The sequence below is a fragment of the Streptomyces coeruleoprunus genome (assembly GCF_039542925.1).
GTDB lineage: Bacteria > Actinomycetota > Actinomycetes > Streptomycetales > Streptomycetaceae > Streptomyces > Streptomyces coeruleoprunus.
The window spans coordinates 2,677,230-2,700,146 of sequence record NZ_BAABIT010000001.1; the positions used below are offsets into that span (position 1 = coordinate 2,677,230).

A 22,917-nucleotide genomic window follows, 5' to 3' on the forward strand; every position below is an offset into this window, starting at 1 on the left:
CTCGCCCCGGGGCCCCTCCTTCGGCCCACCGCTGATCGGGCCGCGGAACAGCGCCCACCCCCACCCCTCCCGTACCCTCGATCCCATGTCGCTCTACGCCGCGTACGCCGGCAACCTCGACGCGCGGCTGATGACCCGCCGCGCCCCGCACTCCCCGCTGCGCGGCACCGGCTGGCTGAACGGCTGGCGGCTCACCTTCGGCGGAGAGCAGATGGGCTGGGAGGGGGCGCTCGCGACGATCGTGGAGGCGCCGCGCTCGCAGGTCTTCGTCGCGCTGTACGACATCGCCCCGATGGACGAGGACTCGATGGACCGCTGGGAGGGCGTCGGGCTCGACATCTACCGGCGCATGCGGGTGAGGGTCCACACCCTGGACGGCGAGGAGCCCGCCTGGGTGTACGTGCTGAACGGCTACGAGGGCGGCCTGCCGTCCGCCCGCTACCTGGGCGAGATCGCCGACGCCGCGGAGTCGGCGGGCGCGCCGCACGACTACGTCATGGAGCTGCGCAAGCGTCCGTGTTGAGCGGCCCTCGCCGGATTTCGTGGGAAACGACAAGACAACGATCGGATGTCCGTCCGCATCGTCATCTACGCGCGTAGGCAAACTCGGGCTACGCTCTTGCGCGTACCAATCCTTCCGGGGCGAACCCCGGACCCCCGGCCGGCCGGACCGCCGGTCCGGGGCCACGTTCCTTCGCGAGGCGAGAGACTCTGTGAACGCAAACGCCACCCCGGACCACCTCCAGGGCGACCCCTACGCCGCAGCCGCCGACGCCGCCGCGCGCCTGCGCGAGCTGACCGGCACCGAGAACCACGACGTCGCCCTGGTGATGGGCTCCGGCTGGGCCCCGGCCGTGGACGCCCTCGGCGCCCCCGAGGCCGAGTTCCCCGTCACGGAGCTTCCCGGCTTCCCGCCGCCGGCCGTCGAGGGCCACGGCGGCAAGATCCGCTCGTACCGGATCGGCGCCAAGCGCGCCCTGGTCTTCCTGGGCCGTACGCACTTCTACGAGGGCCGTGGCGTCGCCGCCGTCGCCCACGGCGTGCGCACCGCCGTCGCCGCCGGCTGCAAGACCGTCGTCCTCACCAACGGCTGCGGCGGCCTGCGCGAGGGCATGCGCCCCGGCCAGCCGGTCCTGATCAGCGACCACCTGAACCTCACCGCCGCGTCCCCGATCGTCGGCGCGAACTTCGTCGACCTCACGGACCTGTACTCACCGCGGCTGCGCGCGCTGTGCAAGGAGGTCGACGAGACCCTCGAAGAGGGCGTGTACGTCCAGTTCCCCGGCCCGCACTACGAGACCCCGGCCGAGATCAACATGGTCCGCGTGCTCGGCGGCGACCTCGTCGGCATGTCGACCGTCCTGGAGGCCATCGCGGCCCGCGAGGCCGGCGCCGAGGTCCTCGGCATCTCCCTCGTCACCAATCTGGCCGCGGGCCTCTCGGGTGAGCCGCTGAACCACGAGGAGGTCCTCCAGGCAGGCCGGGACTCCGCCGCCCGCATGGGCCAGCTGCTCACCCGCGTGCTGGAGCGCATCTGACGCCCGCACCGGGTACCTGAGAGCCGTACGACACCACCAGAGAGGCAGACCACCGTGCAGCAGACGCCGCAGCAGGACCTCGTCGCACAGGCCGAGGCATGGCTCGCGGAGGACCCGGACAAGGAGACCCGCGACGAGCTGGCCAAGCTCATCGCGGACCGGGACCTGGCCGAGCTCGCCGACCGGTTCGGCGGCACGCTCCAGTTCGGCACGGCCGGACTGCGCGGCGAGCTGGGCGCGGGGCCGATGCGGATGAACCGCTCGGTGGTCATCCGGGCCGCGGCGGGCCTCGCGGCGTACCTGAAGGCGAAGGGGCAGACCGGCGGGCTCGTGGTCATCGGCTACGACGCCCGCTACAAGTCCGCGGACTTCGCGCTCGACACGGCCGCGGTCATGGTCGGGGCGGGGCTGCGCGCCGCGCTCCTGCCCCGTCCGCTGCCGACGCCCGTCCTGGCGTACGCCATAAGGCACCTGGGCGCGGTCGCGGGCGTCGAGGTCACGGCCAGCCACAACCCGCCGCGCGACAACGGCTACAAGGTCTACCTGGGCGACGGCTCCCAGATCGTGCCGCCCGCCGACGCGGAGATCGCCGCGGAGATCGCCGCGGTCCGGTCCCTGGCCGACGTGGAGCGCGCCGAGGCGGACTGGGACACGCTCGGCGACGAGGTCCTGGACTCCTACCTCGCGCGTACGGACGCGGTCCTCACGCCCGGTACGCCGCGCACGGCCCGGGTCGTCTACACGGCCATGCACGGCGTGGGCAAGGACGTCGTCCTGGCGGCCTTCGAACGCGCGGGCTTCCCGGCCCCGATCCTGGTGGCCGAGCAGGCCGAGCCCGACCCCGCCTTCCCGACGGTCGCCTTCCCCAACCCGGAGGAGCCGGGCGCGATGGACCTGGCCTTCGCGAAGGCCCGCGAGGCGCAGCCCGACATCGTCATCGCCAACGACCCGGACGCCGACCGCTGCGCGGTGGCGGTCCCGGACGAGTCGGCCGAGGCGGGCTGGCGCATGCTGCGCGGTGACGAGGTGGGCGCGCTGCTGGCCGAGCACCTGGTCCACAAGGGCGCGCGGGGCGTCTTCGCCGAGTCGATCGTCTCGTCGTCCCTGCTGGGCCGGATCGCCGAGGCGGCGGGCGTGGGCCACGCCGAGACCCTGACGGGCTTCAAGTGGATCGCCCGTGTGGAGGGCCTGCGCTACGGCTACGAGGAGGCGCTCGGCTACTGCGTCGACCCCGAGGGCGTGCGCGACAAGGACGGCATCACGGCGGCCCTGCTGGTCGCCGAGCTGGCCTCGGAGCTGAAGGCCCAGGGCCGTACGCTCACGGACCTCCTCGACGACCTGGCGGTCGCGCACGGGCTGCACGCCACGGACCAGCTGTCCGTCCGCGTCGAGGACCTGAGCATCATCGGGGACGCGATGCGCCGGCTGCGCGAGGTGCCGCCCGCGAAGCTGGCGGGCCTGAAGGTCGTCTCGGCGGAGGACCTGACGCGGGGCTCGGACGCCCTGCCGCCCACGGACGGCCTGCGGTACTACCTGGAGGGCGACTACAAGGCCCGCGTGATCGTCCGCCCGAGCGGCACGGAGCCGAAGCTCAAGTGCTACCTGGAGGTCATCGTCCCGGTACCCGACGCCACGGCCCTCGCGTCGGCCCGCGAACGCGCCACGCAGATCCTGACGGGCATCAAGCGCGACCTGTCGGCCTCGGCGGGCATCTGAACCCGGAAGAGCCCCCGCCCGGCACACCTTGCCGGACGGGGGCTCTTGCATGCGGCACCACAGACGACCGAAGGCCGCCCACGCACAGAACGGGGTCGGTCCGGGGTCGCGCGCGCAGGATTGGCGGTGCAGGGACGTTTCGCTGTCATGCTCCCGAGCCCGCCAATCCGAGCACGTGACCCCGGGGCGGCCCCGGACCCACCCACCGGGCGAGGCACAACGGCCGTACGGCCGTCAGAGGGAGGCCCCACGTCAGCCCAGCCTCACCCCGTGACGAGCAGCACCACCAGCGCCACCAGCCCCACCACCGCCGGCACCACGATCTCGTAGGCCCACCGCACCGACGGCTCCCCCTTGGCGGAGGGCCGCGTGGCACCCGCCTCGGCGAGGTTCCGCAGCTCGCCCAGCGTCGCGACGGACCCCACGGCCTCGCCCGACCCGCGGAGCGACCGCTTCCGGTCGCGCATCGACACGGGGAGCGCCCAGAGCTGGTACTTCGCGCCGCCCTCGGTCAGCACCTCCGTCGTGTACTGCGCGCGCAGGCTCTCCACCGCCGCCCACGGCAGCACGATCGTGCGGAACGGGTTGCGGATCCGCAGCCGGTCGTCGTTGGCGTACACCGCCGGCCGGAAGCTGAAGGCGACGACCAGGGGCACCACCATCAGCAGCGCCGCGGCCGCCACCCACGGCGTACGCCCCTCGCCGCGGACCACGGCGTCGCCGCCCATCCACGCGGCGATGCCGAGCACCAGCACCCCGCCGACGACGGCGAGCGGCGACCGGTAGACCCGGTCGGCGTACGTGGGCTGCGACGGAGTTCCAGGCTGCTCAGGGCGTGTCATGCGGCCGATTGTGCCTCACGGCCCCCACCGCACCACGAGCGCCCGCCGACGTCCGTTTCGTAACCGTTGTCGTCGGGGGCTGTACAGGCCGCTACGCGCGTAGATATGCTCATCTGGTGACCATGCCCACCAATGCCTCCGCATTCGCTGACGTGACCGCGTCCGACAGCACACTGCGCCGCTTCCTCCACGGGCTGCCCGGCGTGGACCCTGTCGGCCTCGAAGCGCGCGCCGCGTCCCTCGGTACCCGCTCGATCAAGACGACGGCCAAGGCGTACGCCATCGACCTGGCCATCTCGATGATCGACCTGACGACGCTGGAAGGCGCGGACACCCCGGGCAAGGTCCGGGCGCTCGCCGCCAAGGCCGTCCACCCCGACCCGACCGACCGCACCACGCCCACCACCGCCGCCGTCTGCGTCTACCCGGACATGGTGGCGGCCGCCAAGGCCGGCCTGGCCGGCACGGACGTGAAGGTCGCCTCCGTGGCCACCGCGTTCCCGGCGGGCCGCGCCGCCCTCGACGTGAAGCTCGCGGACACCCGCGACGCCGTCGCCGCCGGGGCGGACGAGATCGACATGGTCATCGACCGCGGCGCGTTCCTCGCGGGCGACTACCTGAAGGTCTACGAGGAGATCCGCGCCGTGAAGGAGGCCTGCGGCCCCGCGCGCCTCAAGGTCATCTTCGAGACCGGCGAGCTGTCCACGTACGACAACATCCGCCGCGCCTCCTGGCTCGGCATGATCGCCGGCGCGGACTTCATCAAGACGTCGACCGGCAAGGTCGCGGTCAACGCCACCCCCGCCAACACCCTGCTCATGCTGGAGGCCGTGCGCGACTTCCGGGCGCAGACGGGGATCCAGGTGGGCGTGAAGCCCGCGGGCGGCATCCGCAGCACCAAGGACGCGATCAAGTTCCTGGTCCTGGTCAACGAGACCGTGGGCGAGGACTGGCTGGACAACCACTGGTTCCGGTTCGGCGCGTCGAGCCTGCTCAACGACCTGCTCATGCAGCGTCAGAAGCTGGCCACCGGACGTTACTCCGGCCCCGACTACGTGACGGTGGACTGATCACGATGACTAAGTTCGAGTACGCACCCGCCCCCGAGTCCCGCTCGGTCGTCGACATCGCGCCGTCCTACGGCCTGTTCATCGACGGCGAGTTCACCGAGGCCGCGGACGGCAAGGTCTTCAAGACCGTCTCCCCCGCGACCGAGGAGGTGCTGTCGGAGGTCGCCCAGGCCGGGGCCGAGGACGTGGACCGCGCGGTCAGGGCGGCCCGCAAGGCCTTCGAGAAGTGGTCGGCGCTGCCGGGCACCGAGCGCGCCAAGTACCTGTTCCGCATCGCGCGGATCATCCAGGAGCGCTCCCGCGAGCTGGCCGTCCTGGAGACCCTGGACAACGGCAAGCCGATCAAGGAGACCCGCGACGCGGACCTCCCGCTGGTCGCCGCGCACTTCTTCTACTACGCGGGCTGGGCCGACAAGCTGGACCACGCGGGCTTCGGCCCGAACCCGCGCCCGCTGGGCGTCGCCGGCCAGGTCATCCCGTGGAACTTCCCGCTGCTGATGCTGGCGTGGAAGATCGCCCCGGCGCTCGCCGCGGGCAACACGGTCGTGCTGAAGCCCGCCGAGACGACGCCGCTGTCGGCGCTGTTCTTCGCGGACATCTGCCGCCAGGCGGGCCTGCCCAAGGGCGTCGTCAACATCGTCCCGGGTTACGGGGACACCGGCGCCGCGCTGGTCGAGCACCCGGACGTGAACAAGGTGGCGTTCACCGGCTCGACGGCCGTGGGCAAGGCCATCGCCCGCCAGGTCGCGGGCACGGACAAGAAGCTCACGCTGGAGCTGGGCGGCAAGGGCGCCAACATCGTCTTCGACGACGCGCCGATCGACCAGGCCGTCGAGGGCATCGTCACCGGCATCTTCTTCAACCAGGGCCAGGTCTGCTGCGCGGGCTCCCGCCTGCTGGTCCAGGAGTCGATCCAGGACGAGCTGCTGGACTCCCTGAAGCGCCGCCTGTCGACGCTGCGCCTGGGCGACCCGCTGGACAAGAACACCGACATCGGCGCCATCAACTCGGCGGAGCAGCTGGCCCGTATCAAGGCCCTCGCCGAGACCGGCGAGGCGGAGGGCGCGGAGCGCTGGTCCCCCGCGTGCGAGATCCCCTCCACCGGCTACTGGTTCGCGCCGACGCTCTTCACGAACGTCACGCAGGCGCACACCATCGCCCGCGACGAGATCTTCGGCCCGGTCCTGTCGGTGCTGACGTTCCGCACGCCGGACGAGGCCGTCGCGAAGGCCAACAACAGCCAGTACGGCCTGTCCGCCGGCATCTGGACGGAGAAGGGCTCCCGCATCCTCGCGGTGGCGAACAAGCTCCGGGCGGGCGTCGTCTGGGCCAACACGTTCAACAAGTTCGACCCGACCTCGCCGTTCGGCGGCTACAAGGAGTCGGGCTTCGGCCGCGAGGGCGGCCGTCACGGCCTGGAGGCGTACCTCGATGTCTGACAAGTCCGAGCAGAACCGTCTGAGCGTCTTCAAGACCTACAAGCTGTACGTCGGGGGAAAGTTCCCCCGCAGCGAGAGCGGCCGGGTGTACGAAGTGCAGGACCACAAGGGCAAGTGGCTGGCCAACGCGCCGCTCTCCTCCCGCAAGGACGCGCGTGACGCGGTCGTCGCCGCCCGCAAGGCGTTCGGCGGCTGGTCCGGCGCGACCGCCTACAACCGCGGCCAGGTCCTGTACCGCGTCGCGGAGATGCTGGAGGGCCGCAGGGGCCAGTTCGTGCGCGAGGTCGCGGACGCGGAGGGCCTGTCGAAGTCCCAGGCGGCGGCGGTCGTCGAGGCGGCCGTGGACCGCTGGGTCTGGTACGCGGGCTGGACCGACAAGATCGCCCAGGTCGTGGGCGGCGCCAACCCGGTCGCGGGCCCGTTCTTCAACCTGTCCACGCCAGAGCCCACCGGCGTCGTCGCCGTCGTCGCCCCCCAGGAGTCGTCGCTGCTGGGCCTGGTGTCGGTGGTCGCCCCGGTGATCGCCACGGGCAACACGGCGGTCGTCGTGGCCAGCGAGAAGGCCCCGCTGCCGGCCCTGTCCCTGGCCGAGGTGCTGGCCACCTCGGACGTCCCGGGCGGTGTCGTCAACATCCTGTCGGGCCGTACGGCCGAGATCGCCACGCCGCTCGCCGCGCACCAGGACGTCAACGCCATCGACCTCACGGGGGCGAGCGCCGAGCTGGCGCGCGACCTGGAGATCGCCGCGGCGGACAACCTCAAGCGCGTTCTGCGTCCACAGCCTGTGGACTTCTCCGCCGACCCCGGCACCGGCCGGCTGACGGCCTTCCTGGAGACCAAGACGGTCTGGCACCCCACGGGTTCCCTGGGCGCGTCCGGCTCGTCGTACTGACCTCGGGGTCCCCGCGCCGCGGCCCCGCCTCCCCTCCGTCCGGGGGAGGCGGGGCCGCTCCGTGCCGCCCGCCCGCTCAGCCGGGCAGGACACCGCCCAGCAGCGGTCCGGCGACCGGCAGGTTCGGCGCGCTGGTCAGCGAGCCCGTGGCGGACGAGGTGTCGACCGGCTTGAAGTCCGAGACCTGCGTGCCCACGCCGTTGTTCAGCGGGTCCACGCCCGTCTCCGCCAGCGGGTTGATCTTCAGGTGCTTCACCGGCGCCGCCGCGTACGGCAGGGCGCCGGAGACGCCCTGGACGGCCGCCGCGGGGTCGGTCGCGGGCAGTTGCACCGCCTGGGCCGTGCCTCCGGCGGCGCCGAGGGCGGCACCGAGCGCCGAAACGGTGGTCAGCCCGGCCTTCAGCAAGGGGTTCATGAGAATCCTGCCTGGAGAGTGATCAGTCGGGCACACACCGTAGGGGAGGTGTGATGCTCGATACCAACGGGTCCCCGGCGGGGTCCCCCGACCGGCCCAATGGTTCACACTGGTGTCCCGTGAGTTCCCAACCCATCCCGACCCGCGTCGTGCTGCTCGCGGGCCCTTCAGGCTCCGGCAAGTCGTCCCTCGCCGCCCGCGCAGGACTGCCCGTCCTCCGGCTGGACGACTTCTACAAGGAGGGCGACGACCCGACGCTGCCCCTCGTCCCGGGCAGTACGGACGTCGACTGGGACTCCCCGCTGTCCTGGGACGCGGACGCGGCGGTCGCCGCGATCGTGGAGCTGTGCGGTACGGGACGCACGACGGTCCCGGTGTACGACATCGCCACCAGCTCCCGCGTCGCGCGCGAGACCCTCGACATCGAGCGGACGCCGCTCTTCATCGCGGAGGGCATCTTCGCCGCGGACATCGCCGTACGCTGCCAGGAACTGGGCGTGCTGGCCGACGCCCTGTGCCTGCGCGGCCGCCCGTCGACCACCTTCCGCCGCAGGCTGCTGCGGGATCTGCGCGAGGGCCGCAAGTCGGTGCCGTTCCTGCTGCGCAGGGGCTGGCGGCTGATGCGTGCCGAGCGCTCGATCGTCGCCCGCCAGACCGGCCTGGGCGCCCACCCCTGCGACAAGCGCGAGGCCCTGGGCCGCCTGGCCGCCGCGGCGGCCGGCCGCCACCGCGCACCGGCCGCCCGGTCGTAACGGCGCCACCACCCCCGGACACGGCGAAGGGCCGGGCGAGCCCCCCCAGCTCGTCCGACCCTGTGCCTTTCCCCCGTGAGTCCCCCGTTTCCCCCGTTGGACCCCCGTTCCCCCCTTGTTTCCCTTGCACCCCCGTGCCGGCCGCCGGCCTCCCCCGAGTCCGGCGCCGTTTCCCCCAGCCGCCTTCAGGCCACCAACTGGCCGAAGGACTCCTCCTCGTCACGGCCGAAGCTGAGGACCTCGTCCTCGCGCAGCCGGCGGAGCGACCGCCAGATGCTCGACTTCACCGTGCCGACGCTGATGTCCAGGATCTCCGCGATCTCCGGATCCGTACGGCCCTCGTAGTACCGCAGCACCAGCATGGTGCGCTGCAGTTCGGGCAGCCGGGCGAGCGCCTGCCAGAGCACCGCGCGCAGCTCCGTGCCGCGCATCGCGTCGGCGTCGCCCACCGTCTCCGGCAGCTCCTCCGTCGGGTACTCGTTGAGCTTGCGGCGCCGCCAGGCGCTGATGTGCAGGTTCGTCATGGTGCGGCGCAGGTAGCCGCCGACCGCCGCCTTGTCGCTGATGCGGTCCCAGGCGCGGTACGTCGAGAACAGCGCGCTCTGCAGCAGGTCCTCGGCCTCGAAGCGGTCACCGGTGAGGTGGTAGGCGGTGGCGTACAGGGAGGCGCGGCGCTCCTGGACGTAGGCGGTAAACGCGGCTTCGGCGTTCGCCTTCTGCGTCGGGCTCTTCCGCTCCCCCATGACCTCCCCGTACGCCTGCCCCCCGTCAGACACGGCCACCATGTGGTGTGCCTTGTGCTGACGCCCGGCGCCGCGAACGCACCCCCGCCCGTTCACGGCGCCGGACTTCTCGGTGTTCCTGGCGACATCGTGGAGACGCGTGACAACTGCGCTTGAGGTGGTGCTGTGCAGTGCGTTCATCTCACGCCCCCCTGTCGTCGTGGAGTCGGCTTCGGTCTGTGGCAAAAAGCTTGCCCGGGGGACTTCATGACGGTGTCCGCCGACTGTCACAGGCGTGTCACAGGGGCCCGTGACATACCGGTCAGGTACCGGTCAGCGCGTGGGAGCGCTCCAACAGTCGAACTCCTCCTCCCCCATGGGACAGAATGACGCCGTGCCTTTCCTGTTGCTGATCGAGGACGACGACGCCATCCGCACGGCCCTCGAACTCTCCCTGTCCCGCCAGGGCCACCGTGTGGCCACCGCGGCGTCGGGTGAGGAGGGCCTCAAACTGCTGCGCGAGCAGCGGCCCGACCTGATCGTCCTGGACGTGATGCTGCCCGGCATCGACGGCTTCGAGGTGTGCCGGCGGATCCGGCGCACCGACCAGCTGCCGATCATCCTGCTGACCGCGCGCAGCGACGACATCGACGTGGTGGTGGGCCTGGAGTCCGGCGCGGACGACTATGTCGTCAAGCCGGTGCAGGGCCGGGTGCTGGACGCCCGGATCCGGGCGGTGCTGCGGCGTGGCGAGCGTGAGGCCACGGACTCGGCGACGTTCGGCTCGCTGGTCATCGACCGCGCGGCGATGACGGTGACGAAGAACGGGCAGGACCTGCAGCTCACGCCGACCGAGCTGCGCCTGCTGCTGGAGCTGAGCCGCCGGCCGGGCCAGGCGCTGTCGCGGCAGCAGCTGCTGCGGCTGGTGTGGGAGCACGACTACCTGGGCGACTCGCGCCTGGTGGACGCGTGCGTGCAGCGGCTGCGGGCGAAGGTGGAGGACGTGCCGTCCTCGCCGACGCTGATCCGTACGGTGCGCGGTGTCGGATACCGGCTGGACGCCCCGTCCTGAGCCTGAGCGTGAGGAACGGAACAGCACATTGAGCGGTGCCGCCAAGAGGGCGCTGAGTGCGGGTATGCGGTGGACGAGTCTGAGGGTGCGCCTCATCGTCGTCTTCGCGCTGGTCGCGCTCACCGCCGCCGTGTCCGCCTCCGGGATCGCCTACTGGCTGAACCGCGAGGCGGTGCTGAAGCGTACGCAGGACGCGGCGCTGGGCGACTTCCGGCAGGAGATGCAGCAGCGGGCGGCGGCTCTGCCGCTGCGCCCGACCGAGGAGGAACTGCGGCGCGCCGCCGAGCAGATGGCGGGCGGCAGCGCCGGGTACAGCGTGCTGCTGCTGGGTGAGCGGGACGCGGGCAAGCCGATCATCGGGGCCTCGGACCCGGACCGGTTCACGCTGGACGACGTGCCGCAGGCGCTGCGGGTGGCGGTGGACGAGAAGCAGGAGCTGACGTCCGGGAACGCCTACCCGTACCACGTGTTCTGGCTGCGGACGACGCGGAGCGGGACGCCGTACCTGGTGGGCGGGACGCGGATCACGGGCGGCGGGCCGACCGGCTACATGATGAAGTCGCTGGAGCCCGAGCGGCAGGACCTGAACTCGCTGGGCTGGTCGCTGGGTGTGGCGACGCTGCTGGCGCTGCTGGGTTCGGCGCTGCTGGCGCAGCTGGCGGCGACGACGGTGCTGAAGCCGGTGCACCGGCTGGGCGAGGCGGCGCGGCGGCTGGGCGAGGGCGAGCTGGACACCCGGCTGCGGGTGTCGGGCACGGACGAACTGGCCGAACTGTCACGGACGTTCAACGCGGCGGCGGAGAGCCTGCAGAAGAAGGTCGCGGACATGAGCGCGCGGGAGGAGTCCAGCCGCCGGTTCGTCGCCGACATGTCGCACGAGCTGCGGACGCCGATGACGGCGCTGACCGCGGTGCCGGAGGTCCTGGAGGAGGAGCAGGACGGCCTCGATCCGATGATCGCGCCGGCGGTGTCGCTGGTGATCAGCGAGACGCGGCGGCTGAACACGCTCGTCGAGAACCTGATGGAGGTCACGCGGTTCGACGCGGGTACGGCGAAGCTGGTCCTGGACGACGTGGACGTGGCGGACCAGGTCACGGCGTGCATCGACGCGCGGGCGTGGCTGGACGCGGTGGACCTGGACGCCGAACGGGGCATCGTGGCGCGGCTGGATCCGCGGCGGCTCGACGTGATCCTGGCGAACCTGATCGGCAACGCGCTGAAGCACGGCGGTTCGCCGGTGCGGGTGTCGGTGCGGACGACCGGCGACGAGCTGGTCATCGAGGTGCGCGACCACGGCCCGGGCATTCCGCAGGACGTCCTGCCGCATGTCTTCGACCGGTTCTACAAGGCGAGCGCGTCGCGCCCGCGGTCGGAGGGCAGCGGTCTGGGCCTGTCGATCGCGATGGAGAACGCGCTGATCCACGGTGGGGGCATCACGGCGGCCAACTCGCCGGACGGGGACGGTGCCGTGTTCACGCTGCGCCTGCCGATGGACGGTTCGGGCGTCGCCCCGGAGGGCGACCCGGACGCGGGTACGGGTGCGGAACGGAACGGCCAAGGGGATGAGGGGCAAGCGGAGTGACCGGCATGAGGGTGCCTCAGCAGCGGCGGCGGTGGCGCGGCCGCCGGGTCGCGGCGCTCGCGGGGCTCGCCGTGGTCGCCGCCGTCACCGCGGGGTGCGGGATCCGGCCGACGTCGGTGCCGGTGGACGCGGGTGGTGCGCCGTCGCGGATGCCGTGCAGCCTGTCGGACGCGTCTCTGGCGACGCAGGCGCACGAGGGTGTGCCGGCCCGGGTGTACCTGGTGTGCGCGTCCGGTCTGGAGGCGGTGGACCGTACGGTACGGCTGCCCGAGGACCGGACCGGGGCGGGCAGGGTGCTGACGGCCCAGGCCCTGCTGGACGAGCTGGCGGCGCGGCCGTCGGCGTCGGAGCGGGAGGCCGGCTTCACCACGTACGTGCAGACGCCGCTGAAGGTGTCGGCGGGGCGCGCGGGTGATCCGGCGGGGACGCTGCGGCTGAGCCGGCAGCCGGAGGACCTGCCGCCGGCGGCGCTGGCGCAGATCGTCTGCACGTACGCGGAGAGCGCGGCGACGTCGGTGGACCGGGCGGCCGTACTGGGCGGTCCGGGGGACTATCCGGTGCGCCACTACCGGTGCGACCAGACGCTCAAGGAGCGGCCGGAGTCGGCTGTGCCGACGCTGGCGCCCTGATTCTCCCGGGCCTGTCGGGTCGGACGCGGAACCGATCCTGCCGCCGCGTACGTCTTGGGGGGCGTGCAGCGTCAAGGTTCGGGCGGCAGCGCCGCCATCCGCTACCGCGTGGCGGGGCTCGTCCTTCTCTTCGTTCATCTGGTGCTCGTGGGGTGGCTGACGCTGCGGCCGCTGGACGTGATGTGGGTGACCGCGGCCAATCTGGAGCCGTTGGCCGGGATCAAGGCCGATCTGGCGCTGGGTCCCGCGCAGGCCGCGCGGCGGATCGCCGAGGGGTTGCTGCTGCTGGCGCCGTTGGGGGTGCTGCTGCCGCTGGCGGACGCGCGGCTCGACGTGTCGCCCTGGGCGTCGCTGGCCCGGACGGTGTCGGCGGGTGCGCTGGTGTCGCTGGGCATCGAGCTGTTGCAGACGGCGGTGCCGGGGCGGGTCGTCGATGTGGACGCGGTGCTGCTGAACACGGTCGGCGTGGCGCTGGCGCACCTGGCGGTGGTCCCGGCGTGGCGGGCGCGGATCCGGCGCAGGGTGCGCGGGGGCGGCGGTCCCGCGGCTCCGGGTTCGGCTGACCGGCGGTCCGTCGCGGGCAGGAGGCGGGGGCGGGGCGGGACCCTGCTGCGGGAGGACGTACCTCAGGGTGCGACCCCGACGATTCCCAGGGTCGGGATCGCCCCGTAGTCCGACGCTTTGTCCCGTTGGCCGGGTGAGGATGGACGCATCGGAAGCCCGACGGAGCGGCTTCCGCGAAGCTCGCGAAGGAGCCCACCATGGCCGCACTTGCCCGCCCTCGTGACGGACGCATGATCGGCGGAGTGTGCGCGGCGCTGGCACGGCGCTTCGGCACCTCGGCGACGACGATGCGCGTGATCTTCCTGGTGTCGTGCCTGCTGCCGGGCCCGCAGTTCCTGCTGTACCTGGCGCTGTGGATGCTGCTGCCGCAGGAGAAGTCCGCGAATCCCGCCTGGTAGGGCCCACGGGGTACGGGGGACGGTACGCAGAAGGCGGTGGGCGCGCACCCGAGGGTGCGCGCCCACCGCCGCTTCGCGTGGTGCGGTCAGCCGCCGAGGCCTGCGGCCGGGAGGCTGCCGCCGACGGGGAGGTTGCCGAGCGGGAGGCCGCCGAGGAGGCTCATGACCGGGTCGACGGGGGTCTCGACCGGGACGCTGGGGGCGGCGCTGCTGACGGTGTCGAGGGCACCCCTGGTCACGGCCAGCGCCTCACCGGCTCCGCCGGGGAGCTCGGCGGTCTCGCCGACGGCGAGGGCCTTGCTGACGGTGTCCAGGGCCGGTCCGGTCGGGACGGCGGTGGCCGCGGCGGCGCTGCCGGCGGCGGAGACGGCGAAAGCGGCACCGAGCGCGGCGACACCGAGGGACTTGGCAGCGGACTGCTTCATCGAAAATCGTCCTTGGGGGAACTCGGGGGAGATGAGCGGCTCTGCAACTTAGCCAGCCGCCGGTACCGGCCGCAAACACCGGAAACGGCCGGGTCATGGAATTCACCGGCCGTTTCCGTAAGTCAGCTGCGGGGTAGCTCAGCTTTTCTGACCGACAGAACCGCTGGTCACCGCGGTCTGCTTGAACAGCCATTCGGACTTCAACTCGGCATATCCCGGCTTGATGACGTCATTGATCATGGCCAGCCGTTCATCGAAAGGAATGAAAGCTGATTTCATCGCATTGACCGTGAACCACTGCAGGTCGTCGAGCGTGTAACCGAAGGTCTCGGTCAGCAGCTCGAATTCGCGGCTCATGCTCGTTCCGGACATCAGCCGGTTGTCGGTGTTGACGGTGACGCGGAAGTGCAGTCGGCGCAGGAGGCCGATGGGATGGTCGGCGTACGAGGCGACGGCGCCGGTCTGGAGGTTGGACGTCGGGCACATCTCCAGGGGGATGCGCTTGTCGCGGACGTACGCGGCGAGGCGGCCGAGGGTGACCGTGCCGTCCTCGGCGGTCCGGATGTCGTCGATGATGCGCACGCCGTGGCCGAGCCGGTCGGCGCCGCACCACTGGAGGGCCTGCCAGATGGACGGCAGGCCGAACGCCTCGCCGGCGTGGATCGTGAAGTGGTTGCTCTCCCGCTTGAGGTACTCGAAGGCGTCGAGGTGCCGGGTGGGCGGGTAGCCGGCCTCGGCGCCCGCGATGTCGAAGCCGACGACCCCGGCGTCGCGGTGGGCGTTGGCGAGTTCGGCGATCTCCAGGGCGCGGGCCGCGTGCCGCATCGCGGTCAGCAGGGCGCCGACCCGGATGCGGTGGCCGGCGGCCTGGGCGCGCCGCTCGCCCTCGCGGAAGCCGTCGTTGACGGCGGCGACGACCTCGTCGAGGGTGAGCCCGCCCTCCAGGTGCTGTTCGGGCGCGTAGCGCACCTCGGCGTACACGACGCCGTCCGCGGCGAGGTCCTCGGCGCACTCGGCGGCGACCCGGAACAGCGCGTCGCGGGTCTGCATGACGGCGCAGGTGTGCGCGAAGGTCTCCAGGTACCGCTCCAGGGAGCCGGAGTCGGCGGCTTCGCGGAACCACAGGCCGAGCTTGGCGGGATCGGTCTCGGGAAGCGCGTCGTAGCCCGTGGCGCGGGCGAGGTCGACGACCGTGCCGGGACGCAGGCCGCCGTCGAGGTGGTCGTGGAGCAGGACCTTCGGGGCGCGGCGGATCTGGTCCGCGGTGGGGAGGGTGGGGCTCTGGCTCGTCATTTTCGCACTGTAGCCCCTACGCGCGTAGAGAGCAGTCCCTCGACGCGAGTTGGCCGTGACGCGTCCTGTGACGGGCGTGCGGTCCGATACCCAACGGTGACCGGCTGGACGGGTGGCGTACACCTCTCCTTCTGAGACTGTTCTGCCATGGCACTCCACGCACTCGTAGGGTCGGGCGGCGCGCGGGAACCCCGGTTGGGGCGGGCCGTCGGGGGTTCGGGGACCGCGTCGCCGGTGGGCGGGGTGGTCCTGCTCCTGGCCGACGGCGAGCCCCGGTCGGGCCGCCGCGCCTCGCCGCTGGCCTACGCCGCGCTGCGCCCGCTGGCCCGGCGGCTGGCCCGCGCGGGGCGGGACCTCGGGCTCGTCGCGCATCCGGTGCGGTACGGCGGGCGGGGCTGGAACGGCCCGGACGCCCGGCTCGCGGCCGACGCACGCTGGGCGGCCACCGAGGTGGTACGCCGGTACGGCGACGTCCCGGTCTGCCTGGCCGGGCACGGCATGGGCGGGCGGGCCGCCCTGCACGCGGCCGGTCACGCGGCCGTCACGTCCGTGCTCGCGCTGGCGCCGTGGCTGCCGGAGGACGACATGGCCGCCGAACCCGAGCCGGTACGGCAGCTGGTGGGCCGTCAGGTCATGGTGGTGCACGGCACGAACGACGCGCGGACCGCCCCGGAACTGTCGTACCGGCTGGCGGAGCGCGCCAAGAAGGTGAACCGCGACACCTGCCGGTTCGAGGTGCACTCGGACGGGCACGCGCTGCGCCAGCACCACGACGAAGTGCTGTCCCTGGCGGCCGACTTCGTCCTGGGCGCGCTGTGCGACCGCCCGTTCTCCCGCCCGGTCGCGGACGCCTTCGCGGCACCACCGCCCCTGGGGCTGCGGATGCCGCTGGCCGCGGGCTTCGGCAAGTCGCTGCGGCCGTGATCCGCCCGTCTACTCCAGGTGTTCGCGCAGCAGCTTCCCCCGCTGCGACAGCAGGAACTTCTTGAACGCGGCCACCGGGGGCGTGTCCGGGTGGCCCGCCGACCAGGCGACGCCGATCTCGCGTACCGCCCGCGGCGCCGTCACCGTCAGCTCCACCACCCCGGGGCGCGCCACGGCGGGCGGCGGGAGCAGGGCGACGCCGAGGCCCGCGGCGACCAGGCCGCGCAGCGTCTCGGCCTCCTCGCCCTCGAACGCCACGCGCGGCCGGAACCCGGCCTCGGCGCACAGGTGGTCGGTGATGCGCCGCAGGCCGTAGCCGGGCTCCAGGGTCACGAACGCCTCGTCGGCGGCCTCCGCGAGCCGGATGCGCTTGCGGCCGGCCAGCCGGTGGTCGTCCGGCACGACGAGCCGCAGCCGCTGCTCGTCGAGGCGGCGGGCGACCAGGTCGGGCGCGTCCGGCACAGGCGAGGTGAGGCACAGGTCCAGCTCGCCGGCGCGCAGCCGCTCGATCATCGCCTCGCCGTAGTTCTGGACGAGCGTGAAGCGGACCTTCGGGTGGTCGACGCGGAACGCCCGCAGCAGACCCGGTACGGTCTCCGAGCCCATCGTGTGGAGGAACCCGAAGGCGACGCGCCCGGCGGCCGGGTCGGCGTCGGACCGTACGGCGTCGGCGGCCCGTTCCACCTCGCCGAGCGCCCGCTCCACCGAGGTGAGGAACGTCCGGCCCGCGGGCGTCAGCGACACCGTGCGGCCCTGCCGGGCGAAGAGGGTCACGCCCAGGTCCTCCTCCAGCCGGGCCACGGCCCGGGACAGGGTGGACTGCGGGACGCCGGTCTCCTGCGCGGCCCGGGTCACATGCTCGTGGCGGGCGACCGCCGCGAAGTACGCGAGGCGAGGCGCAAGCAGCAGACCCGTTTCTTCTTCGTTACTGTTCGGTGACAGCCGACCCTCTGACCTGTACTCATGCACCATGGGAACGATTAAAGCCGTTCCATGCATTGGACGCATGAAAAACGGATGCCTACGGTCGAGGCATGTCTCCCGCCAGTACCAAGGCGTCCACGACACCCGTGGACGCCGATACGCGCCTTGCCCCCGGCCGGCCCGGCTACCGCCGCATGAGCCTCGCCCTCTTCGCCGCCGGCGTCGCCACCTTCGCCCTCCTCTACTCGACCCAGGCCCTGCTGCCCGCCGTCTCCGCCGAGTTCGCGGTGACCGCGTCGGCGGCGAGCTGGACCGTCTCGGCCGCGACCGGCGCGCTCGCGCTGTGCGTCCTGCCGCTGAGCGCCCTGTCGGAGCGGTTCGGCCGGCGGGCCCTGATGACCGTCTCCCTCGTGGTCGCCGTCGCGGTCGGCCTGCTGGTGCCGTTCGCGCCGAGCCTGGAGTGGCTGGTCGCACTGCGCGCCGTGCAGGGCGCGGCGCTCGCGGGCGTCCCGGCGTCGGCGATGGCGTACCTGGCGGAGGAGGTGCGCCCCAAGGCGCTGGTGGCGGCGATCGGCCTGTTCGTCGCGGGCAACAGCATCGGCGGGATGAGCGGCCGGATCGTGACCGGCTGGGCCGCGCAGCTGTGGGGCTGGCGGGCCGGGCTGGCCGCGGTCGGGCTGATGGCGGCCGCGTGCGTCGTGGCGTACCGGCTGCTGCTGCCGCGGGCGCGGCACTTCACGCCCGCGTCGCTGAACCCGCGGGTGCTCGCCGGGACCGTGCGGACGCATCTGTCGGACCCGCTGCTGATGCGGCTGTACGCGATCGGCGCGCTGTTCATGACGGTGTTCGGCGCGGTGTACACGGTGATCGGCTTCCGGCTCGCGGAGGCGCCGTTCTCGCTGTCGCAGGGCGTCGTCGGCTCGATCTTCCTCGTCTACCTGGTCGGTACGGTCTCGTCGGCCGCGGCCGGGAAGCTGGTCGGCCGGATGGGCCGGCGCGGCGCGCTGTACGTGGCGGTGACGACGACCGCGGCCGGGCTGCTGCTGTCGCTGTCGGGCTCGCTGGCCGCCGTGCTGGCGGGGCTCGTGCTGATCACGGCGGGCTTCTTCGCGGGGCACGCGGTCGCCTCGTCGTCCGTGAGCCGGACCGCGAAGACCGGCCGGGCGCAGGCCTCGGCGCTGTACCAGTCGGCGTACTACCTCGGCAGCAGCGTCGGCGGCACGCTCGGCGCGGTCGCCTTCCACGCGGGCGGGTGGGCCGGCACGGTCCTGCTCGGCCTGGTCGCGGTGCTCGGCGTCGTGTCGATCACGCTGTACGGCACGCACAGCGCGCGGGTGCAGGAGCGACGGGTGGTGCGCGCGAGCCGCGCGGGCACGCCGTGCGCGGCGGCCGTGGCCCGGCACTGAGCCGGTCGCCGGCCCGTCACCAAGCCGTGACCGAGTTCCTCCTCCCCGCCCTACAACCGCACGCCGCCCGCGAGCGTCCTACGGGTGCGACAACCGCACCGGACGCGAGGGGGAAGGGCTGTCATGGGTGTCAAGGGTGTCAAGGGAGGGGCCTGGCTGCGGCGCACGGGGACCGCGCTCGGCGTCGCGGGGATGGTGGTCCCGCTGACGGTCGCCGTGGGTCCGGGGACGGCGCAGGCCGCCACCTGCACGACGCAGACGGGTCCGTATCAGAAGCAGGTCGAGAAGTTCCTCGGGCGGCCGGTGGACGGGAAGCAGTCCCCGGCCGACTGCAAGGCCATACGGTCGTTCCAGCTCGCGCACGGCATCACGCCGTCCGTGGGGTACGCGGGTCCGCTCACCTGGCGGACGATGAACACGATCCTGGCCCAGCGGGCGGCCGGGAAGACGCCGAACAAGGCCGGCACGTGCCCGGTCAACAAGGGCCGGATCGCGTGCGTCGACCTGACGAGACAGCTCAGCTGGATCCAGGACGGGTCGAAGCTGGTGTTCGGGCCGGTGCCCGTGCGCACGGGCCGGGACGGCGCCGAGACCCGTACGGGCGCCAAGAAGATCTACTGGCGCAGCCGCAACCACTGGTCGACGATCTACAAGGTGTGGATGCCGTACTCGCAGTTCTTCGACGGCGGGCAGGCGTTCCACTCCACCACCAAGTCGATGTACAACCCGCCGGGCTCCGGCGGCTGCGTGAACATGCGCCCCAACGACGCGAAGGCGTACTGGAACCTGCTGAAGAACGGGGACGACGTCTTCGTCTACGGGCGCAAGCCCGGGACCTGATCCACGGCGTCCGCCCCCGTTGTCAGTGCCCTCCTGTAGCGTCCGGAGGAAAGGCACGAACAGCGCGACAGGGGTGGACGCGATGGCCGATGTGGCGGCGCCGGAGGACATGGACGCCCGGCTGGAGGAGTACCGCACGGAGCTGACCGGTTACTGCTACCGGATGCTGGGCTCCGCCTTCGAGGCCGAGGACGCCGTGCAGGACACGATGGTGCGGGCCTGGCGCAGCCTGGACCGGTTCGAGGGCCGTTCGTCGCTGCGCTCGTGGCTGTACCGGATCGCGACGAACGTGTGCCTGGACGCGCTGGGCGCGGGCAACCGGCGGGCCCGCCCGATGGACCTGACGACGGCCACGCCGGTCGCCCAGGCCCAGCTGAGCGCCCGCCCCGAGGTCACCTGGCTGGAGCCGGTACCCGACGGGCGGGTGCTGCCGCAGGCCGCCGACCCGGCGGAGACGGCGCTGTCCCGGGAGTCGGTGCGCCTCGCCTTCGTGGCGGCGCTGCAGCACCTGCCGCCGAAGCAGCGGGCCGTGCTGATCCTGCGCGAGGTGCTGGCCTGGAAGGCGAGCGAGGTCGCGGAACTGCTGGGCACCTCGGTCGCGTCGGTGAACAGCGCGCTGCAGCGGGCGCGGGCGACGCTCGCCGCGTCGGACCCGGCGCGCACGGACACGGCGAACCCGCTGGACGAGGAGCAGCGCGGCCTGCTCGACCGGTACGTGGCGGCGTTCGAGGCGTACGACATGGCGGCGCTGACGGCGCTGCTCCACGAGGACGCCACGCTGTCCATGCCGCCCTACGACCTGTGGCTGCGGGGCCACGACGACATCGTGGGCTGGATGCTGGGCGTGGGCGAGGTGTGCCGGGGCTCGCGGCTGGTGCCGACGGTGGCGAACGGCACGCCGGCGTTCGCGCACTACCACCCGGACCCGGAGGGCGGGTTCAGCCCGTGGGCGCTCATGGTCGTCGAGATCGTGGACGGGAAGGTCTCGGGGATCACGTCGTTCCTGGACGTGAAGCGCTGGTTCCCGTTGTTCGACCTGCCGGACCGTCTGGAGGACTGACCAGCTCGGTCAGCCCGACCAGCGCCAGCAGCGCCAACAGCTGCGGCCCCGCGTTCCGTACGGCCAGCGGGTGCCCGAGCCGCCGGGCGGTCAGGTGCAGCCGGGCGAGGGCATCGACGGCGGCGAGGCCCGGTCGGGTCAGCGCGGCGACGTCCACGACGACATGGCCGGGCGAGGCCCGGGCGCCGAGCTGTTCGGCCAGCTCGGCGCAGAGGCGGGGGACGTCGGGGGGTTCGATGGGGTCGGCGAGCTTCAGAACGATGGGGTCCGTGTCCTTCACATGAACAGGGACCCCATCAGCGCCAGGAACTCATCGAAGGGGGGGTACGGGGAATTCTCCTGTGTCGATGGTGAGGTCGAAGGGGGCAGGAAGGTGGATTCTGTCGCCGAACTTCACCACGTCCAGCACGTGGTACGTCGCGTTCTTTGGCTCGCCGTACAGCGTGGCGGTGGGGCGGCCTACGTGCCAGCTGTCGATCAACAGGTAGAGCGGCACGCCCGCTGCGGCATAGCCGTTCAGTTTCTCGACCCGGTCATGGGTGGCGTTGGACTTCGAGGTGATCTCCACGACCAACTCGGCGGCGGTGGCGGTGGCGGGGATGTAATTGCCCGGCTCATCCAAAACCGACTCCGGGGCCACGACGAGGTCGGGGATGAACATGCCCAGGCGGGAGGGGATGGCGACGGCGAGGGTCTGATAAATGCCCCAGTCCTCCGGGATCACCGTGTACAGGCGTCGCTGAACCTTGGCGGCGATGCTGTTGTGGCTGTTGGTGGGCGTAGGTGACACGGTGACGATCCCCTCGATGATCTCCACCTTGCAGCCCTCGGGTGCGTCCGTTTCCTCCCAGATCCGGACAACGTCGTCCCACTCGTGGCCCTGGGCCGTCGGGGGGTCGACGGTGAGTGCGCTCATGGCGGTCTCCTCGTATCGGTGCGTCACCGATCCCAGCATGCCGAACGGGACCGATAAGGGTCTACCGGTCCCGTTCACCCGAAGGGGGCATATGCCCCCGGCATCATCCCTCAGGCTCAGGCGATGCGGTCCAGGACGATCGGCTTCGGGGTGAAGGACGTGCCCGCGGCCGCGATGTCCCAGGAGCCCTCCAGGGACTTCAGGGCGTAGTCGAACTTCTCCGGGGTGTCGGTGTGCAGGGTCATCAGCGGCTGGCCCGCGGTGACCGTGTCGCCCGGCTTGGCGTGCAGTTCCACGCCCGCGCCGGCCTGCACCGGGTCCTCCTTGCGGGCGCGGCCCGCACCGAGGCGCCAGGCGGCGACGCCGACGTCGTAGGCGTCCAGGCGGGTCAGGACACCCGACTCCGGGGCCGTGACGACGTGCTGCTCGCGGGCGACCGGGAGGGTCGCGTCCGGGTCGCCGCCCTGCGCGGCGATCATCCGGCGCCAGACGTCCATGGCCGAGCCGTCGGCGAGGGCCTTGGCGGGGTCGGCGTCCTTGACGCCGGCGGCGTCGAGCATCTCGCGGGCGAGGGCGATGGTCAGCTCGACGACGTCGGCGGGGCCGCCGCCGGCCAGGACCTCGACGGACTCGCGGACCTCCAGGGCGTTGCCCGCGGTGAGGCCGAGCGGGGTCGACATGTCGGTGAGCAGGGCGACGGTCTTCACGCCGTGGTCGGTGCCGAGGCCGACCATGGTGGAGGCCAGCTCGCGGGCGTCGTCGATGTTCTTCATGAAGGCGCCGGAGCCGACCTTCACGTCGAGGACGAGCGAGCCGGTGCCCTCGGCGATCTTCTTCGACATGATGGAGGAGGCGATCAGGGGGATAGCCTCGACCGTGCCGGTCACGTCGCGCAGCGCGTAGAGCTTCTTGTCCGCCGGGGCCAGGCCGTCGCCGGCGGCGCAGATGACGGCGCCGGTGGTGTCGAGGACGTGCAGCATCTCCTCGTTGGAGAGCAGGGCCCGCCAGCCGGGGATGGACTCCAGCTTGTCGAGGGTGCCGCCGGTGTGGCCGAGGCCGCGGCCGCTGAGCTGCGGGACGGCGGCGCCGCACGCGGCGACGAGCGGGGCGAGCGGCAGCGTGATCTTGTCGCCGACGCCGCCGGTGGAGTGCTTGTCGGCGGTGGGGCGGGAGAGCGAGGAGAAGTCCATGCGCTCGCCCGAGGCGATCATCGCGGCGGTCCAGCGGGCGATCTCGGCCCGGTTCATGCCGTTCAGGAGGATCGCCATGGCGAGGGCGGACATCTGCTCGTCGGCGACCTCGCCGCGCGTGTAGGCGTCGATGACCCAGTCGATCTGCTCGGGGGTCAGCTCGCCGCGGTCCCGCTTGGTGCGGATGACGGAAATCGCGTCCATGTGCTCAGTGTTCCTTCCAGCGGGATGCCTGGGGCATGTCTACGCGCATAGAGATGGTAAGTGGCGCGACCCTTCTGCCGAGGGGAGGCAGAAGGGTCGCGGGG

At 72.3% G+C, this 22,917-nt stretch carries 25 protein-coding genes; 16 read left to right on the plus strand and 9 right to left on the minus strand.

The window, feature by feature from the left end:
* Window positions 1-85 precede the first annotated feature (85 nt).
* The 3 genes from ABEB09_RS11480 to ABEB09_RS11490 all read left to right on the plus strand — a co-directional run bounded on the left by ABEB09_RS11480 (window position 86) and on the right by ABEB09_RS11490 (window position 3,254).
* Window positions 86-523 carry a gamma-glutamylcyclotransferase family protein gene (locus ABEB09_RS11480; RefSeq protein ID WP_071965776.1) on the plus strand — a complete coding sequence of 146 codons (438 nt, stop codon included), beginning with the start codon at window positions 86-88 and terminating at the stop codon, window positions 521-523.
* A gap of 190 nt (window positions 524-713) precedes the next feature.
* Window positions 714-1,538: a purine-nucleoside phosphorylase gene (locus tag ABEB09_RS11485; RefSeq protein ID WP_345689757.1), complete on the plus strand. Its 825-nt coding sequence runs from the start codon at window positions 714-716 to the stop codon at window positions 1,536-1,538.
* A gap of 54 nt (window positions 1,539-1,592) precedes the next feature.
* Entirely contained in the window at window positions 1,593-3,254 is a 1,662-nt protein-coding gene (locus ABEB09_RS11490; RefSeq protein WP_345689759.1) for a phospho-sugar mutase, read from the plus strand.
* A 263-nt stretch (window positions 3,255-3,517) separates the two neighbouring features.
* Here ABEB09_RS11490 and ABEB09_RS11495 read toward each other — a convergent pair whose 3' ends face one another.
* Window positions 3,518-4,096, minus strand: coding sequence for a PH domain-containing protein (locus ABEB09_RS11495; protein ID WP_345689761.1), 579 nt, complete (start codon window positions 4,094-4,096; stop codon window positions 3,518-3,520).
* Window positions 4,097-4,218: 122 nt separating this feature from the next.
* Between ABEB09_RS11495 and deoC the strand changes: the two genes are divergently transcribed.
* From deoC to ABEB09_RS11510, 3 genes are read left to right on the plus strand one after another with little or no spacing between them, the layout of a single operon-like run.
* Complete coding sequence (gene deoC / locus ABEB09_RS11500; RefSeq protein ID WP_345693913.1) at window positions 4,219-5,166, plus strand: deoxyribose-phosphate aldolase; 948 nt, start codon at window positions 4,219-4,221, stop codon at window positions 5,164-5,166.
* Between the two features lie 5 nt (window positions 5,167-5,171).
* Window positions 5,172-6,605 carry an aldehyde dehydrogenase family protein gene (locus ABEB09_RS11505; RefSeq protein WP_345689763.1) on the plus strand — a complete coding sequence of 478 codons (1,434 nt, stop codon included), beginning with the start codon at window positions 5,172-5,174 and terminating at the stop codon, window positions 6,603-6,605.
* Window positions 6,598-7,497: an aldehyde dehydrogenase family protein gene (locus tag ABEB09_RS11510; RefSeq protein WP_345689765.1), complete on the plus strand. Its 900-nt coding sequence runs from the start codon at window positions 6,598-6,600 to the stop codon at window positions 7,495-7,497. Before ABEB09_RS11505 ends, ABEB09_RS11510 begins: the two co-directional genes overlap by 8 nt.
* A gap of 76 nt (window positions 7,498-7,573) precedes the next feature.
* Here ABEB09_RS11510 and ABEB09_RS11515 read toward each other — a convergent pair whose 3' ends face one another.
* Window positions 7,574-7,912, minus strand: a complete 339-nt coding sequence (locus ABEB09_RS11515) for a hypothetical protein (protein ID WP_345689768.1) — start codon at window positions 7,910-7,912, stop codon at window positions 7,574-7,576.
* A gap of 53 nt (window positions 7,913-7,965) precedes the next feature.
* Here ABEB09_RS11515 and ABEB09_RS11520 point away from each other — a divergent pair, with 53 nt between their 5' ends.
* Complete coding sequence (locus ABEB09_RS11520; RefSeq protein ID WP_345689770.1) at window positions 7,966-8,664, plus strand: uridine kinase; 699 nt, start codon at window positions 7,966-7,968, stop codon at window positions 8,662-8,664.
* A gap of 185 nt (window positions 8,665-8,849) precedes the next feature.
* On the opposite strand, the gene ABEB09_RS11525 is transcribed toward ABEB09_RS11520, so the two are convergent.
* Entirely contained in the window at window positions 8,850-9,587 is a 738-nt protein-coding gene (locus ABEB09_RS11525) for a SigE family RNA polymerase sigma factor (protein WP_345689772.1), read from the minus strand.
* 193 nt (window positions 9,588-9,780) lie between these two features.
* Between ABEB09_RS11525 and afsQ1 the strand changes: the two genes are divergently transcribed.
* From afsQ1 to ABEB09_RS11550, 5 genes are all read left to right on the plus strand, one after another.
* Window positions 9,781-10,458, plus strand: a complete 678-nt coding sequence (gene afsQ1, locus ABEB09_RS11530; protein ID WP_345689774.1) for a two-component system response regulator AfsQ1 — start codon at window positions 9,781-9,783, stop codon at window positions 10,456-10,458.
* Between the two features lie 64 nt (window positions 10,459-10,522).
* Complete coding sequence (locus ABEB09_RS11535; RefSeq protein WP_380841494.1) at window positions 10,523-12,040, plus strand: ATP-binding protein; 1,518 nt, start codon at window positions 10,523-10,525, stop codon at window positions 12,038-12,040.
* 5 nt (window positions 12,041-12,045) lie between these two features.
* A complete protein-coding gene (locus ABEB09_RS11540; protein ID WP_345689778.1) occupies window positions 12,046-12,669 on the plus strand; it encodes a hypothetical protein in 624 nt (207 codons plus the stop codon).
* Window positions 12,670-12,732: 63 nt separating this feature from the next.
* Window positions 12,733-13,341 (plus strand): VanZ family protein, encoded by a 609-nt coding sequence (locus ABEB09_RS11545; protein WP_345689780.1) that lies wholly within the window; start codon window positions 12,733-12,735, stop codon window positions 13,339-13,341.
* A gap of 89 nt (window positions 13,342-13,430) precedes the next feature.
* Window positions 13,431-13,631, plus strand: a complete 201-nt coding sequence (locus tag ABEB09_RS11550; RefSeq protein WP_345689782.1) for a PspC domain-containing protein — start codon at window positions 13,431-13,433, stop codon at window positions 13,629-13,631.
* An 86-nt stretch (window positions 13,632-13,717) separates the two neighbouring features.
* Here ABEB09_RS11550 and ABEB09_RS11555 read toward each other — a convergent pair whose 3' ends face one another.
* Together ABEB09_RS11555 and ABEB09_RS11560 are read right to left on the minus strand one after the other, a co-directional pair.
* On the minus strand, window positions 13,718-14,056 hold the full coding sequence (locus ABEB09_RS11555; RefSeq protein ID WP_345689784.1) for an ATP-binding protein: 339 nt from the start codon (window positions 14,054-14,056) through the stop codon (window positions 13,718-13,720).
* Window positions 14,057-14,194: 138 nt separating this feature from the next.
* Window positions 14,195-15,349 carry an adenosine deaminase gene (locus ABEB09_RS11560; protein ID WP_345689786.1) on the minus strand — a complete coding sequence of 385 codons (1,155 nt, stop codon included), beginning with the start codon at window positions 15,347-15,349 and terminating at the stop codon, window positions 14,195-14,197.
* A gap of 147 nt (window positions 15,350-15,496) precedes the next feature.
* Between ABEB09_RS11560 and ABEB09_RS11565 the strand changes: the two genes are divergently transcribed.
* The gene (locus tag ABEB09_RS11565; RefSeq protein WP_345689788.1) at window positions 15,497-16,273 is read left to right on the plus strand and encodes an alpha/beta hydrolase; all 777 of its coding nucleotides are present in this window, start codon (window positions 15,497-15,499) and stop codon (window positions 16,271-16,273) included.
* A 9-nt stretch (window positions 16,274-16,282) separates the two neighbouring features.
* Here ABEB09_RS11565 and ABEB09_RS11570 read toward each other — a convergent pair whose 3' ends face one another.
* A complete protein-coding gene (locus ABEB09_RS11570; RefSeq protein WP_345689790.1) occupies window positions 16,283-17,245 on the minus strand; it encodes a LysR family transcriptional regulator in 963 nt (320 codons plus the stop codon).
* A 62-nt stretch (window positions 17,246-17,307) separates the two neighbouring features.
* Here ABEB09_RS11570 and ABEB09_RS11575 point away from each other — a divergent pair, with 62 nt between their 5' ends.
* The 3 genes from ABEB09_RS11575 to ABEB09_RS11585 all read left to right on the plus strand — a co-directional run bounded on the left by ABEB09_RS11575 (window position 17,308) and on the right by ABEB09_RS11585 (window position 20,503).
* Window positions 17,308-18,603, plus strand: coding sequence for an MFS transporter (locus ABEB09_RS11575; protein ID WP_345689792.1), 1,296 nt, complete (start codon window positions 17,308-17,310; stop codon window positions 18,601-18,603).
* A 192-nt stretch (window positions 18,604-18,795) separates the two neighbouring features.
* On the plus strand, window positions 18,796-19,443 hold the full coding sequence (locus ABEB09_RS11580) for a L,D-transpeptidase family protein (protein ID WP_380841545.1): 648 nt from the start codon (window positions 18,796-18,798) through the stop codon (window positions 19,441-19,443).
* Between the two features lie 82 nt (window positions 19,444-19,525).
* A complete protein-coding gene (locus ABEB09_RS11585; protein ID WP_345689794.1) occupies window positions 19,526-20,503 on the plus strand; it encodes a sigma-70 family RNA polymerase sigma factor in 978 nt (325 codons plus the stop codon).
* On the opposite strand, the gene ABEB09_RS11590 is transcribed toward ABEB09_RS11585, so the two are convergent.
* The 3 genes from ABEB09_RS11590 to ABEB09_RS11600 all read right to left on the minus strand — a co-directional run bounded on the left by ABEB09_RS11590 (window position 20,436) and on the right by ABEB09_RS11600 (window position 22,813).
* Window positions 20,436-20,783, minus strand: coding sequence for an STAS domain-containing protein (locus ABEB09_RS11590; protein WP_345689795.1), 348 nt, complete (start codon window positions 20,781-20,783; stop codon window positions 20,436-20,438). The two genes, ABEB09_RS11585 and ABEB09_RS11590, sit on opposite strands and share 68 nt — an antisense overlap.
* A 30-nt stretch (window positions 20,784-20,813) precedes the next feature.
* The gene (locus ABEB09_RS11595) at window positions 20,814-21,419 is read right to left on the minus strand and encodes a Uma2 family endonuclease (protein WP_345689797.1); all 606 of its coding nucleotides are present in this window, start codon (window positions 21,417-21,419) and stop codon (window positions 20,814-20,816) included.
* A 116-nt stretch (window positions 21,420-21,535) separates the two neighbouring features.
* Entirely contained in the window at window positions 21,536-22,813 is a 1,278-nt protein-coding gene (locus tag ABEB09_RS11600; protein ID WP_345689799.1) for a thymidine phosphorylase, read from the minus strand.
* Window positions 22,814-22,917: the final 104 nt, after the last annotated feature.

Excerpts from the sequence above, each read along its gene's own strand:
- ABEB09_RS11480 (WP_071965776.1), top strand. The coding sequence starts at position 86 with ATGTCGCTCTACGCCGCGTACGCCGGCAACCTCGACGCGCGGCTGATG.
- ABEB09_RS11495 (WP_345689761.1), bottom strand. The coding sequence starts at position 4,096 with ATGACACGCCCTGAGCAGCCTGGAACTCCGTCGCAGCCCACGTACGCC.
- deoC (WP_345693913.1), top strand. The coding sequence starts at position 4,219 with ATGCCCACCAATGCCTCCGCATTCGCTGACGTGACCGCGTCCGACAGC.
- ABEB09_RS11505 (WP_345689763.1), top strand. The coding sequence starts at position 5,172 with ATGACTAAGTTCGAGTACGCACCCGCCCCCGAGTCCCGCTCGGTCGTC.
- ABEB09_RS11510 (WP_345689765.1), top strand. The coding sequence starts at position 6,598 with ATGTCTGACAAGTCCGAGCAGAACCGTCTGAGCGTCTTCAAGACCTAC.
- ABEB09_RS11515 (WP_345689768.1), bottom strand. The coding sequence starts at position 7,912 with ATGAACCCCTTGCTGAAGGCCGGGCTGACCACCGTTTCGGCGCTCGGT.
- ABEB09_RS11520 (WP_345689770.1), top strand. The coding sequence starts at position 7,966 with ATGCTCGATACCAACGGGTCCCCGGCGGGGTCCCCCGACCGGCCCAAT.
- ABEB09_RS11525 (WP_345689772.1), bottom strand. The coding sequence starts at position 9,587 with ATGAACGCACTGCACAGCACCACCTCAAGCGCAGTTGTCACGCGTCTC.
- ABEB09_RS11535 (WP_380841494.1), top strand. The coding sequence starts at position 10,523 with ATGCGGTGGACGAGTCTGAGGGTGCGCCTCATCGTCGTCTTCGCGCTG.
- ABEB09_RS11540 (WP_345689778.1), top strand. The coding sequence starts at position 12,046 with ATGAGGGTGCCTCAGCAGCGGCGGCGGTGGCGCGGCCGCCGGGTCGCG.
- ABEB09_RS11550 (WP_345689782.1), top strand. The coding sequence starts at position 13,431 with ATGGCCGCACTTGCCCGCCCTCGTGACGGACGCATGATCGGCGGAGTG.
- ABEB09_RS11555 (WP_345689784.1), bottom strand. The coding sequence starts at position 14,056 with ATGAAGCAGTCCGCTGCCAAGTCCCTCGGTGTCGCCGCGCTCGGTGCC.
- ABEB09_RS11560 (WP_345689786.1), bottom strand. The coding sequence starts at position 15,349 with ATGACGAGCCAGAGCCCCACCCTCCCCACCGCGGACCAGATCCGCCGC.
- ABEB09_RS11565 (WP_345689788.1), top strand. The coding sequence starts at position 15,497 with ATGGCACTCCACGCACTCGTAGGGTCGGGCGGCGCGCGGGAACCCCGG.
- ABEB09_RS11570 (WP_345689790.1), bottom strand. The coding sequence starts at position 17,245 with ATGGTGCATGAGTACAGGTCAGAGGGTCGGCTGTCACCGAACAGTAAC.
- ABEB09_RS11575 (WP_345689792.1), top strand. The coding sequence starts at position 17,308 with ATGTCTCCCGCCAGTACCAAGGCGTCCACGACACCCGTGGACGCCGAT.
- ABEB09_RS11580 (WP_380841545.1), top strand. The coding sequence starts at position 18,796 with ATGGTGGTCCCGCTGACGGTCGCCGTGGGTCCGGGGACGGCGCAGGCC.
- ABEB09_RS11585 (WP_345689794.1), top strand. The coding sequence starts at position 19,526 with ATGGCCGATGTGGCGGCGCCGGAGGACATGGACGCCCGGCTGGAGGAG.
- ABEB09_RS11595 (WP_345689797.1), bottom strand. The coding sequence starts at position 21,419 with ATGAGCGCACTCACCGTCGACCCCCCGACGGCCCAGGGCCACGAGTGG.
- ABEB09_RS11600 (WP_345689799.1), bottom strand. The coding sequence starts at position 22,813 with ATGGACGCGATTTCCGTCATCCGCACCAAGCGGGACCGCGGCGAGCTG.